This is a genomic window from Amnibacterium kyonggiense (assembly GCF_004364555.1).
Taxonomy (GTDB): domain Bacteria; phylum Actinomycetota; class Actinomycetes; order Actinomycetales; family Microbacteriaceae; genus Amnibacterium; species Amnibacterium kyonggiense.
In genome coordinates, this window is the sequence record NZ_SOAM01000003.1 from 559235 (window position 1) to 570860 (window position 11626).

General features: G+C 74.0%; 11 protein-coding genes. 8 read left to right on the forward strand and 3 right to left on the reverse strand.

All coding sequences use genetic code 11. The features are described from left to right. The first annotated feature begins 17 nt into the window (after window positions 1–17). The 5 genes from CLV52_RS18765 (at window position 18) to CLV52_RS15935 (ending at window position 4798) form a co-directional block, all read left to right on the forward strand. Window positions 18–1058: a ThiF family adenylyltransferase gene (locus CLV52_RS18765; protein ID WP_162850892.1), complete on the forward strand. Its 1041-nt coding sequence runs from the start codon at window positions 18–20 to the stop codon at window positions 1056–1058. 3 nt (window positions 1059–1061) lie between these two features. Then, on the forward strand, window positions 1062–2252 hold the full coding sequence (locus CLV52_RS15920) for a molybdopterin molybdotransferase MoeA (protein ID WP_133767327.1): 1191 nt from the start codon (window positions 1062–1064) through the stop codon (window positions 2250–2252). Between the two features lie 22 nt (window positions 2253–2274). Continuing rightward, window positions 2275–3279, forward strand: coding sequence for a bifunctional molybdenum cofactor biosynthesis protein MoaC/MoaB (gene moaCB / locus CLV52_RS15925; RefSeq protein ID WP_133767328.1), 1005 nt, complete (start codon window positions 2275–2277; stop codon window positions 3277–3279). Further along, a complete protein-coding gene (locus CLV52_RS15930) occupies window positions 3276–3683 on the forward strand; it encodes a molybdenum cofactor biosynthesis protein MoaE (protein ID WP_133767329.1) in 408 nt (135 codons plus the stop codon). Before moaCB ends, CLV52_RS15930 begins: the two co-directional genes overlap by 4 nt. A gap of 191 nt (window positions 3684–3874) precedes the next feature. Beyond that, entirely contained in the window at window positions 3875–4798 is a 924-nt protein-coding gene (locus CLV52_RS15935) for an endonuclease domain-containing protein (RefSeq protein WP_133767330.1), read from the forward strand. Between the two features lie 61 nt (window positions 4799–4859). Here the strand turns inward: CLV52_RS15935 and CLV52_RS15940 are convergent, their stop codons facing one another. Together CLV52_RS15940 and moaA are read right to left on the reverse strand one after the other, a co-directional pair. Continuing rightward, window positions 4860–5108: a MoaD/ThiS family protein gene (locus CLV52_RS15940; protein WP_133767331.1), complete on the reverse strand. Its 249-nt coding sequence runs from the start codon at window positions 5106–5108 to the stop codon at window positions 4860–4862. Further along, window positions 5101–6159 (reverse strand): GTP 3',8-cyclase MoaA, encoded by a 1059-nt coding sequence (gene moaA / locus CLV52_RS15945; protein ID WP_133767332.1) that lies wholly within the window; start codon window positions 6157–6159, stop codon window positions 5101–5103. The genes CLV52_RS15940 and moaA overlap by 8 nt, the downstream gene beginning before the upstream one ends. A gap of 71 nt (window positions 6160–6230) precedes the next feature. Between moaA and CLV52_RS15950 the strand changes: the two genes are divergently transcribed. The 3 genes from CLV52_RS15950 (at window position 6231) to CLV52_RS15960 (ending at window position 9501) form a co-directional block, all read left to right on the forward strand. After that, window positions 6231–6824 carry a molybdopterin-dependent oxidoreductase gene (locus CLV52_RS15950; RefSeq protein WP_133767333.1) on the forward strand — a complete coding sequence of 198 codons (594 nt, stop codon included), beginning with the start codon at window positions 6231–6233 and terminating at the stop codon, window positions 6822–6824. Continuing rightward, window positions 6817–7551, forward strand: coding sequence for a ferredoxin reductase (locus CLV52_RS15955; RefSeq protein WP_133767334.1), 735 nt, complete (start codon window positions 6817–6819; stop codon window positions 7549–7551). Before CLV52_RS15950 ends, CLV52_RS15955 begins: the two co-directional genes overlap by 8 nt. A gap of 126 nt (window positions 7552–7677) precedes the next feature. Beyond that, window positions 7678–9501, forward strand: coding sequence for an endonuclease/exonuclease/phosphatase family protein (locus CLV52_RS15960; protein WP_133767335.1), 1824 nt, complete (start codon window positions 7678–7680; stop codon window positions 9499–9501). A 70-nt stretch (window positions 9502–9571) separates the two neighbouring features. Here CLV52_RS15960 and acs read toward each other — a convergent pair whose 3' ends face one another. Further along, complete coding sequence (gene acs, locus CLV52_RS15965; RefSeq protein WP_133767336.1) at window positions 9572–11581, reverse strand: acetate--CoA ligase; 2010 nt, start codon at window positions 11579–11581, stop codon at window positions 9572–9574. Between the last annotated feature and the right edge of the window lie 45 nt (window positions 11582–11626).

Consider the following 11626-nt stretch of genomic DNA (forward strand, 5'->3'; position numbering starts at 1 on the left):
GGTGGTTGGATCGACGGGTGCTCGACGCCCGCTTCGCCCGGCAGGTGCGCCTGCCCGGCTTCGGGCAGGCGGGGCAGGAGCGGCTCGGCGCCGCACGGGTCGTCGTCGTCGGAGCGGGCGGGCTCGGGAGCGCGATCCTCCCGACGCTCGCCGCCGCGGGCGTCGGTGACCTCGTGATCGTCGACGACGACCGGGTCGAGACGACGAACCTCCACCGGCAGACGCTGTACGGCGCGGACGACGTCGGTGCGCGGAAGGCGGAGGTCGCCGCCGCGAAGCTGTCGGCCACCGCCGTGGTCGAGCGGGTCACGAACGCGAGCGCGCCCGCGCTCGTCGCGGGGGCGACGGTCGTGGTCGACGGCACGGACGACCTCGACGCCCGCTACGCCCTCGACGACGCGTGCGCGGCGGCCGGGATCCCGCTCGTGTGGGGCTCGGCGATCGGCTTCACCGGGCAGGTCGGCGTGGCCGCACCGGGTGCGCCGCGCTGGCGGGACCTCTTCCCCCGGCGGCCGGACGCGGGCACGCTGGACACCTGCGAGACGGTCGGCGTGCTGCCGAGCGTGTGCACCACGGTCGGCGGCGCCATGGCCTCCGAGGTGCTGAAGCTGCTCATCGGCATCGGGGCGCCGCTCGTCGGGCGGGTGCTGGTCTTCGACGCGGCCGCGGCCACCGTCCGGGAGATCGCGTACGGTGCGGCTGACGACCAGGGGACATCGGGAGACGAGGGGACGATGGCGGACATCGAGGAGATCTCACCGGCCGAGACGGCCGAGGTGCTGCGGAGCGGAGCGGACGTCACGCTGCTCGACGTGCGCGAGCCGTGGGAGGCCGAGATCGCGGCCCTGCCCGGCTCCGTGCTCATCCCGCTCGGCGAGCTGCCGGACCGCATCGGCGAGCTCGACGTGGACCGCCCGGTCATCGCCTACTGCCACGGCGGGGTCCGGAGCCTCCGCGCGGCGCAGGCGCTGCAGGACGCCGGGCTCTCCGTGAAGTCGATGGCCGGCGGGATCGACGGGTGGAGCCGCACGGTCGACGCGGACGTGCCGAGGTACTGATCGATGGCCCGCCGCCGCACCGTCGACGAGCACGCCGGGCGCATCGCCGCCCTCGTCGGGCCGAGCCTCGCCCGCCACGAGACCGAGGTGCTCCCGCTCGCGGGCACGCTCGGCCGCGTCACCTCCGAACCCGTCACGACTGCGGGGCCGCTGCCGCCGTTCCGCAACGCGCAGATGGACGGCTACGCGGCGCGGTCCGCCGACGTCCGCCGGACGCCGGTCGTCCTGCCCGTGGACGGCGTCGTGCCGGCCGCGGCGTCGGCCGCGCAGACGCTCGAGGAGGGGCACCTCCTCAAGGTGATGACGGGCGCACCGGTGCCGGAGGGCGCCGACTGCGTCGTGCCCGTCGAGCAGACCGCGGAGGAGGACGGCGGCGTCCGCATCCTGCGCCCGGTCGAGCCGGGCGCGTTCGTCCGCGAGGCCGGCAGCGACGCGCTGCCCGGCACCGTCGTCGTGCCCGCGCACACGCACCTCGCACCGCGGCACATCGCGGCCGCGGCGGCGGCCGGGGTCGCGGAGGTCGTCGTGCGCCGACGGCCGCGGGTCGCGGTGATCGCGACCGGTGCGGAGGTCGTGCCGCCCGGAGCGCCGCTCGCCCTGGGGCAGGTCCACGACGTGAACGGCGTGACGCTCGCGGCGCTCGCGCAGGAGGCCGGCGCGGAGGTCGCCCTCGTCGATCTGACGCCCGACGACCCGGCGGCCTTCGAGCAGGCGCTGCTGCGCGCCGTCGGCGCCGCGGACCTCGTGCTCACCGCGGGCGGGGTGTCGAAGGGCGACTACGAGGTCGTCCGGCAGGTGCTCGAGCCCCTCGGCGCCGACGTCACCGAGATCGCGATGCAGCCGGGCGGCCCGCAGGGGTTCGCCTCGGTCCGCGGCGTGCCGGTCGTCTGCCTGCCCGGCAACCCGGTGTCGGCGCAGGTGTCGTTCACCGTGTTCCTCCGGCCGCTCCTCCGCGGCGCGGTCGGCCTGCCCCTGATCCCGGCGGTGCCGATGCCGCTCGCCGCGGCCCTGCACTCGCCGAAGGGCAAGCGGCAGTGGCTGCGCGGCGTCGTGAAGGCCGAAGGCGTGTACCCGGTCGGCGGCGCCGGTTCCCACCTCGTCGTCGCGATGGCGGGGGCGGACGTGCTGATCGACGTGCCCGCCGAGACCGACTTCGTCGGGGCGGGCAGCACCGTCTCGGTCCTCCCGCTCTGACGGGGGCGGCGAGAATGGGCGCATGCCCTCCTCGCTGACGCACCTCGACGACGACGGGCGCGCCCGGATGATCGACGTCGGCGCGAAGCCCGCGACGCGGCGGGAGGCGCTCGCCCGCGGGCGGATGGTGACGACGGCGGAGGTCGTCCGACTCCTCGTCGCGGACGGGCTGCCGAAGGCGGACGCGCTCGCCACGGCGCGGATCGCCGGGATCGCCGGCGCCAAGCGCACGAGCGACCTCATCCCGCTCTGCCATCCGCTGCCGATCGACGCGGTGACCGTCGACCTGCGACCGTCGGACGGAACCGTCGTGATCGAGGCCCGGGTGTCGACGACCGGGCGCACCGGCGTGGAGATGGAGGCGCTCACCGCCGTGACCGTCGCCGGGCTGACCCTCCACGACATGGTGAAGGCGGTCGACCCGGGCGCCACCCTGACCGACGTGCAGCTCGTCGAGAAGACGGGCGGCAAGCACGGCCGCTGGACGCGGGACCAGGTGCACGCCGCCCCGGAGGCGCCGCGCCACGGCGGCGGACGCGTGCTGGTCGTCTCGACCGGCGCGGCGGCGGGCACGCGCGAGGACACGACCGGCGCCCGCATCGTCGGCTGGCTGCGCGAGCAGGGGCTCGAGACGCCGGACGCGACGGTCGTCGCCGACGCGGACGTCGCAGCGGGGCTGCGCGCGGCGATCGCCGACGGACCCGAGGTGCTCATCACCACCGGCGGCACCGGCCCGAGCCCGACCGACCGGACCCCGGAGGCGACCGCGGCGCTGCTCGACCGGCCGCTGCCGGGCGTCGCGGAGGCGCTGCGCACCCGGGCGGGCACGCCGACCGCGGCGCTCGGCCGCGGCACCGCGGGGCTCGCGAACGGCACGATCGTCGTCAACCTCCCCGGCTCGACGGGCGGCGTCGACGACGGGCTGACCGTGCTCGCGGACCTCCTCCCCCACCTCCGGCACCAGATCCGCGGCGAGGCGGACCACGACCACGGCGCGCACCAGTCCGCGCCGCATCCCGCGTCATGACCGTCGCCCTCGCCGCGATCACCGCGGAGCCGATCGACGCCGCGGTCGTGGAGGCCGCGGTGCTGTCCGCCGCGGACGGCGCCCTCGTGACGTTCCGCGGGATCATCCGCGACCACGACGCCGGGCACGCGGTGACCCGGCTCGACTACTCGGCCCACCCCGACGCGGCGGCGTTCCTCCGGGCGACGTGCGAGCGGATCGCGGGCGACCTCGTCGTCGCCGCCGTGCACCGCATCGGCACCCTCGATGTCGGCGACGTCGCGGTGGTGTGCGCGGTCGCGGCTCCGCACCGCGCGGAGGCGTTCGCGACCTGCTCGGCGCTGATCGACGCGATCAAGGCCGAGGTGCCGATCTGGAAGCGCCAGCACTCCCCCGACGGCACCACGGAGTGGGTCGGCCTCTAGGTTTCACCGATCAGGACGTATTCGGCGACACGCCGATGTCGGGCGCGGATCGGACGGCGTGTCGCGAACCGGTCCTGATCCGTGCAGCAGAGCCCGCGCTCCGGTCCTCCCCAGCGGCGTTCTGAGCGGTCGGGGCTCCGATCGGCTGCTCGAACGTCCGGTCGGCGGCCGGCTCCGACATGGTGCCCGGCATGCTTCCCATCGACTGGGCCGCGACCGCATCGCTCGCCCTCCGCGTGCTGCAGGCGAACGACGGCGTCGCCCACATCTCCTCGTTCCTCGCGAGCGGGCTCACCCGCCACCAGGTCGCCGCACTGTTCCGCCTCGGGGCCCTCGTGCGGCCGCGGATCGGCTGGTACGCGGATCCCCTGCTGCCGCACGACGCCGTCCGGGCGGTCCGCGTCGGCGGCGTGCTCGGCGCCGTGTCCGCCGCGAGGTCCTACGGCCTTCCGCTGCCGGAGGACGCCCCCGACGAGCTCTTCGTGAGCCTCTCCGACAACGCCTCACGGCTGCGGCACAGCCGCGACCGCACGGCGCACGCGAGCGCGGGCGACGAGGCCGACGTCCGCTGGGTGTGGGCCGACCGGGTCGAGGTGGTCCGCGGTCACCGGGTGGCCGTCGTCGACGCGCTCCTGCAGCTCGTGCCGTTCGTCCCGTTCGAATGGCTCGTCGCGGCGATGGACAAGGCCCTCCACGTCCCGCGCGGCGGCTCGCCGCTCATCTCCACCGCATCCTGGTCGCTCCTCCGGCCGGCGCTGCCCGAGCGCCTCCGCCGTGCCTGGGACCTCGCCGACGGGCGATCGGAGAGCCCGATCGAGACGATCCTCCGGCTCGGCCTGGTCCGGCTCGGCATCGCGTTCGACCTGCAGGTCTGGATGCTGCCGTACCACCGGGTCGACTTCCTCATCGGCGGCTGGCTGATCATCGAGGTCGACGGGAGGCAGTACCACGCGAGCGACGAGCAGTTCGAGGCCGATCGCCAGCGGGATGCGCTGCTCGCGGCCTGGGGCTACCGGGTGCTCCGGTTCAGCTACCGCCAGGTGACGGAGGATCTCGACTGGGTGCTCGAGGTCATCCAGTCGGTCCTGTTGCACGGATCAGGACGGATCGGCTGACACGCCGAATGCCGGGCCAAGAAAGCGGCGTGTCGCCGAAATCGTCCTGATCCGTGAAAAGTCAGCCGCCGGCGAAGGGCGGGAGGACGTCGACGCGCTCGCGCAGCGGCCGGGCCGGATCGCGGGTGACCGTGCCGTCGACGAGCAGGGACCCGGCGTCGAGCACGCGCTGCATCGCGGGCCCGTAGCGCTCGGCCAGCCAGCCGCGGAGGGCGCCGGCCGTCGCCTCGACGGTCACCTGCTCCTCCTCGCGTCCCGCCGCCTCCGCGGCCGCCGCGAAGTAGCGGACGCGGACCGTCGCCTCAGCCACCGATGGCCCCCATCGACCGGATCGGCCGCTGGAACGTGGTGCGATCCATGCCGTGGCTCGCCTGCTTGCCCCACATCGCGGTGCGCCACGCGGTCGCGATCGCCGCGTCGTCCGCACCGCCGCGGAGCAGCGGCGCGAGCGGCGTCTCGTCGTCGCCGAACAGGCATGACCGGACGGATCCCTCGGCGGTCAGCCGGGTGCGGTCGCAGTCGCGGCAGAACGACCGGGTGACGGAGGCGATGATGCCGACCGTCGCCGGGGTCCCGGCCACCTGCCACAGCTCGGCCGGGGCCGACGGGTCGTCCCGCCCGATCGGCACGAGCTCGTAGCGGTCGCCGAGCGCGGCGAGCAGCTCCTCGGCGTCCACGAGCGACTCGCGGCTCCAGACGCCGTCGGCGTCGAGCGGCATCTGCTCGATGAAGCGGAGGTGCACGCCCGCGTCGACCGCCCAGGCGAGCAGGGCGGCCGCGTCGCCGAGCGTCTCCCGCATCAGCACCGCGTTCACCTTGACCGGGTCGAGCCCCGCCTCTCGGACCGCGGCGATGCCGGCGAGCACCGCGGGCAGCCGGTCGCGGCGGGTGAGGCGCGCGAAGTGCTCGCGGTCGACGGTGTCGAGGGAGACGTTGACCCGGCCGAGCCCCGCCTCGAGCAGCGCGGGCAGCCGCTTGTCGAGTCCGATGCCGTTCGTCGTCAGCGCCATCGGCAGGCCCGGCGCGGCGTCGCGTGTGGCGGCGAGGATGTCGGCGAGGTCCGCGCGCATGAGCGGCTCCCCGCCGGTGAAGCGCACCTCCCGAACCCCGAGGTCGCGCGCGGCGATGCCGACGAGGCGCCCGATCTCGGCGGCCGTCAGGAGGTCGCGGCGCGGGATCGCGGGCAGCCCCTCCTCCGGCATGCAGTACGTGCAGCGGAGGGAGCACTTCTCGGTCACCGAGACGCGGAGGTCGTGCGCCGTGCGGCCGAAGCGGTCCAGCAGGCCGTCGACCGCCGGCCGGTCGCTCGTGTCGACCGGCGCGCGCGCGGGTCGCGGGGTCCCGAGGTTCACGGCCGTCACGGGTCCAATCTCGCACAGCGCCGAGGGGCGTCCGCGTGGAACGATGGTTCCGACTCGGAAGGAGCACCTCCATGGCGATCTTCTCCCCCGGCTTCGGCGGCCGTCGACGGAGCACGAACCCGGCCCTGCCGCCCGGCCAGTACGAGGAGCACGGCTTCCCGGTGCTCACCGCCGGCCCCACGCAGCGGATCCGCACGGACGACTGGCGGTTCACGCTGACGACCGAGAGCGGGGCGTCGAAGCAGTGGTCCTGGCAGGACCTCATGGACCTCGGTCCGGAGACCATCGACACGAACATCCACTGCGTGACGAGCTGGTCGAAGTTCGACACGCACTGGCGCGGCGTCTCCGTCGACAAGCTCATGGACGGCGTCGACACGAAGGCCGGCTTCGTCATGGCGGGCAGCTACGGCGGCTACACGACGAACCTCCCGGTCGCCGACCTGCTCGGCGGCAAGGCGTGGATCGCCTTCGAGTTCGACGGCGAGCCGCTCGCCGCGGAGCACGGCGGCCCGGCCCGGCTCCTCGTGCCCCACCTGTACTTCTGGAAGAGCGCGAAGTGGGTCAACTCCCTCCGCTTCATGGAGCACGACCAGCAGGGCTTCTGGGAGGCCCTCGGGTACCACGACCACGGCGACCCGTGGCTGGAGGAGCGCTATTCCTGACCGGAACCGGTGGGTCCCGGCGACGCTCGTCAGCGATCGCGCCGAGACCGCCAGCGCACGCTCCCTCCGGCTCGCCGCGCCCGACCTCGGCCCCGCGCTCGCCGGCCAGCACATCGACATCCGGCTGAGCGCGCCGGACGGCTACACCGCGCAGCGGTCGTACTCCCTGTCGTCGGCCGCCGGTGCGGACCCGATCGAGGTGACCGTCGAGCGCTTCGCCGACGGCGAGGTCTCCCCCTACCTCGTCGACGTCATCGAGATCGGGGACGCCGTGGAGGTCCGCGGGCCGGTCGGCGGCTGGCTGGTCTGGCGGCCGGACGCGGACCCGCAGCCGGTGCAGCTGATCGCCGGCGGCTCGGGCGTCGCGCCGCTCATGTCGATGCTGCGGACGCGGCAGGCGACCGGGTCGACCGTGCCGTTCCGCCTGCTCTACGGGGTGACCGACCCCGACCGCGCCTACTACGGCGACGAGCTCGCCCGGATCGTCGCGGGCGGCGGGGTGACCGTCGACCTGCGGTACTCCCGCCGGGTGCCGGAGGGCAGCCCGCTGCAGCCGAGGCGGCTCGGCCGGGACGACCTCGCCGAGCTCGTGGTGCCCCCGGCCGACGACCCGTCGGTCTTCGTCTGCGGGCCGACCGGGTTCGTCGAGGCGGTCGCGGACGCGCTCCTCGCGCTCGGGCACCAGGAGCACCGCATCCGCACGGAGCGCTTCGGCCCGACCGGCTGATCCCGTCCGGGCGCGCGCCGGCGTGTCGGGGCGCGTCGGCCCTGGTGGCCCCGCACTCTGGGGGTCCGCGCTGTTCCTCCGCCGAACCTAGGGTGGGGCTGCTGCATCCGTTCTGGGGGGACCGTCATGCGCTCTGCTGCCTCACATCCCGGCCCGCGGGCGACCGCTCGCCGCGTCCGCCGCCGCATCCGGACCGCCGTCGCCGCGGTCGCGCTCGGCGCCGTCGCGCTCGGCGGGGCGATCGCCGTCGCGCCCGCGCAGGCCGCGCCGATCTCGCCGAAGCTCAAGGTCGTCACCGGGGACCGCGCGCTCACCGCGGCCTGGTCCGCCGTCCCGGGCGCGAAGACCTACACGGTCCGCGTCTCGACGAAGAAGTCGCTGAGCCGCGCGAAGGTCGTCACGACGAGCAAGCGCGCGCTGAAGGTCGGGAAGCTGAAGAACGGCACCGCCTACTACGTCGCCGTCACGCCGAACCGCACGCAGTTCACCGCCTCCATCGCCCGCAGCGCCGTCGTCACGGCGAAGGCCGCCGCCGGCGTCCCGTTCCCGACGTCCAAGGTCAGCGTCGCCCCCGGCCCGGGCACGGACCAGGTGACCGTCAGCTGGACGGGAGGCGGCCGCGCGAACAAGGTCGCCGTCATCGCCGGCTCCAGCGTGCTGGCGAACGAGCGCTCCTTCCACTCCGCGTGGTACCCCGCGACGACGCGGTCGATCACGATCACCGTGCCGGCGAAGTACCGGCCGTACATCGGCGCCGGCACCGGCAACCCGGTGTGGGTGAAGGTCGTGCAGTCGAACAGCGGCTCGACCGCCTACGGCACCTCCTACGACTACAAGCGCAAGTACCGGCCGTCCCCTCCGGGCACGTGGGCCTTCGCGCAGACGGCCGCAGCCGCGCCCGCCGACGTCGACAAGCTCGTCGTCGCGGAGATGAACACGCAGACGGTCGAGGCGACCTCCGGGTTCCACACCGAGAACCAGTGGGCCGCGCGCGCCCAGCGGGTCGCGGACGCCGTCAACCTGGCCGATCCCGACCTGTTCCTCACCGCCGAGCTCTCCACGGGGCTCCGCAAGGGCACGCAGTGCACCGACTCGGTGTACTACAACACGTTCCCCTGCGCGAAGCACACGCAGTACCAGGACCTGGCGAACCGGCTCGACCACCTCACGCTGGCCGACCCGGAGGTCTACCAGCGGGTCCGCGAGGCCATGCGCCTCGACGGCGGCAAGTGGCAGTCGAAGATCACCGCCGGCTCGCACATCTTCTACAACCCGGCCAAGCTGACGCTGCTCGCGCACGGCTTCTTCGCCCCGGCGCGCTCGGCGAGCGACACCCGGGTGACGGACGTCCAGGGCCTCGGCGTGACGCCGTGGGACCCGAAGAGCGCCGTCAGCGCCGACCGCTGGCTCACCTGGGCCAAGCTCCGGGTGAACGGCAGCGGGCGCCAGTTCTACGCGGTCGCCGCGCACCTCCCGGTCGGCGACTCCGCGCTCGTCGCCAGGACGCGGGCCCAGGAGGTCGCGAAGCTCATCGCCGCGATCGACGCGAAGGCCGCGGCGGACGGGAACCTGCCGATCGTCTTCGGCGGCGACCTGAACTCGGACGCGACGCGCACGTCGTACCCGGTGCAGCCGATGTTCATCGAGGACGGCTGGTTCGACGCGGCCGCCGTGTCGAAGAAGAGCCTCCGCACGGGCATGAAGGTCAGCACCGCGAACGGCTCGGGCCCACAGGTGCACGCGCTCGACAACGGCTACGGCTCGAAGCCGGTCGTGCACCCGTACGAGACCAGCCGGATCGACTACATCCTGCTGAAGAACTCGCCGTACACGTACCGCTACGCGAACGTGCTGCGCCTCCACAAGGACGGCACGTTCATCAAGAGCCTCCAGGGCAGCGACCACAACATGCAGCTCGCGACGATCGGCATCGGGAACCCGGTCCCCTAGGGATCCGCTGCCCACCGATACGGGGATCCCGGCGCTTCGCGCGGGGATCCCCGTACTCGTGAAGGCCGCGTCAGTCCTCGGGGGCGGCGGAGGTCATGCCCTCGCGGATGGTGTCCATGACCGTCGTGTCCGCGAGGGTCGTGACGTCGCCCACCGTGCGGTTCTCGGCCACGTCGCGGAGCAGGCGGCGCATGATCTTGCCGCTGCGCGTCTTCGGCAGCTCGGCGACGACGAGGATCTGCCGCGGCCTCGCGATCTTGCCGATCTGCTTCGCGACGTGCTCGCGGAGCTCCTTCGCGACCTCCGGCCCGCCGTCCCCGGCCTCGCCGCGGAGGATCACGAACGCGACGACGGCCTGCCCCGTCGTCTCGTCGGACGCGCCGACCACGGCGGCCTCGGCGACCTTCGGGCTCGACACGAGCGCCGACTCGATCTCCGTGGTGGAGAGCCGGTGCCCGGCGACGTTCATCACGTCGTCGACGCGGCCGAGCAGCCACAGGTCGCCGTCGGCGTCCTTCTTCGCCCCGTCGCCCGCGAAGTACTTCCCCGGGAAGCGGGACCAGTAGGTGTCCTCGTACCGCTCGTCGTCGCCCCAGATCGTGCGGAGCATCGACGGCCACGGCTCCGTCAGCACGAGGTACCCGCCGGACCCGTCCGGGACCGGGTTGCCGGCGTCGTCGACGACGTCGGCCCCGATGCCGGGCAGCGCCCGCATCGCGGCGCCGGGCTTGCCGGCCGTGACGCCGGGCAGCGGCGAGATCATCAGCGACCCCGTCTCGGTCTGCCACCACGTGTCGACCACGGGCGTCCGGCCGCCGCCGACGTGCTCCCGGTACCAGACGTACGCCTCCGGGTTGATCGGCTCCCCCACGCTCCCGATCAGCCGCAGCGTCGACAGGTCGTACTTCGCCGGGATGTCCGCGCCCCACTTCATGAAGGTGCGGATCGCGGTCGGCGCGCAGTACAGGATCGAGACCCCGTACCGCTCGACGATCTCCCACCACCGGCCGCGGTGCGGCGCGTCCGGGGCGCCCTCGTAGATCACGGAGGTCGTCGCGTTCGCGAGCGGCCCGTACACGACGTAGGAGTGCCCGGTCACCCAGCCGATGTCCGCGGCCGTCCAGTACACGTCCGTCTCGGGCTTCAGGTCGAAGACCTCCCACTGCGTCCACGACGCCCCGAGCAGGTACCCGGCGGAGGTGTGCAGGATCCCCTTCGGCTTGCCCGTCGTGCCGGAGGTGTACATCACGTACAGCGGGTGCTCCGCGTCGAACGCCTGCGCCTCGTGGGTCCGCTCGGCGCGGTCGACGGTGTCGTGCCACCACACGTCGCGCCCGTCGACCATCGTCACGTCCGACCCCGTGCGCTTGACGACGACCGTGCTCCGCACGTCCGGGCACTGCTCGAGCGCCTCGTCGACGACGGGCTTCAGCGGCACCTCCGCGCCCTTCCGCCAGCCGCCGTCGGCGGTCAGCACGACCCGGGCGTCGCAGTCGAGGATCCGGGTCGCGAGCGCGTCCGCGGAGAACCCGCCGAACACCACCGTGTGCGGCGCACCGATCCGCGCGCACGCGAGCATCGCGACCACCGTCTCCGGGATCATCGGCATGTAGATGGCGACCCGGTCGCCGGCCCGCACGCCGAGACCCTCGAGCACGTTCGCGGCCTGGCAGACCCGCTCGGTCAGCTCCCGGTAGGTGATCTGCGAGCGGTCCCCGTCCGGCTCGCCCTCGAAGTAGTACGCGACGCGGTCGCCGAGGCCCGCCGCCACGTGCCGGTCGAGGCAGTTCACCGCGACGTTCAGCTTCCCGCCCACGAACCACTTCGCGAACGGCGCGTCCGACCAGTCGAGCACCTGGCTGAACGGCTCGGCCCAGGTCAGCCGCTTCGCGCGCTCGCCCCAGAACGCGACGCGGTCCGCGTCCGCCTCCGCGTAGATGGAGGCGTCGACGTTCGCCTGGGCGGCGAACTCGGGGCTCGGCGGGAACCTGCGGTCCTCGGAGGCGAGGTTGTCGAGAGCGGGGGTCACGGTGTCGGTCACGGGAGCGTCCTTCCGGGCAGCGTCGACGGCGCCCGGCATCACGCTAACGTCCGGCGGCCCGGAAGGCCCGTCCCGACGTTGCGG

Coding starts and splice junctions, on each gene's coding strand:
- CLV52_RS15960 (WP_133767335.1), top strand. CDS start 7,678: ATGCGCTCTGCTGCCTCACATCCCGGCCCGCGGGCGACCGCTCGCCGC.
- moaCB (WP_133767328.1), top strand. CDS start 2,275: ATGCCCTCCTCGCTGACGCACCTCGACGACGACGGGCGCGCCCGGATG.
- CLV52_RS15950 (WP_133767333.1), top strand. CDS start 6,231: ATGGCGATCTTCTCCCCCGGCTTCGGCGGCCGTCGACGGAGCACGAAC.
- CLV52_RS15935 (WP_133767330.1), top strand. CDS start 3,875: ATGCTTCCCATCGACTGGGCCGCGACCGCATCGCTCGCCCTCCGCGTG.
- acs (WP_133767336.1), bottom strand. CDS start 11,581: ATGCCGGGCGCCGTCGACGCTGCCCGGAAGGACGCTCCCGTGACCGAC.
- CLV52_RS15930 (WP_133767329.1), top strand. CDS start 3,276: ATGACCGTCGCCCTCGCCGCGATCACCGCGGAGCCGATCGACGCCGCG.
- CLV52_RS15920 (WP_133767327.1), top strand. CDS start 1,062: ATGGCCCGCCGCCGCACCGTCGACGAGCACGCCGGGCGCATCGCCGCC.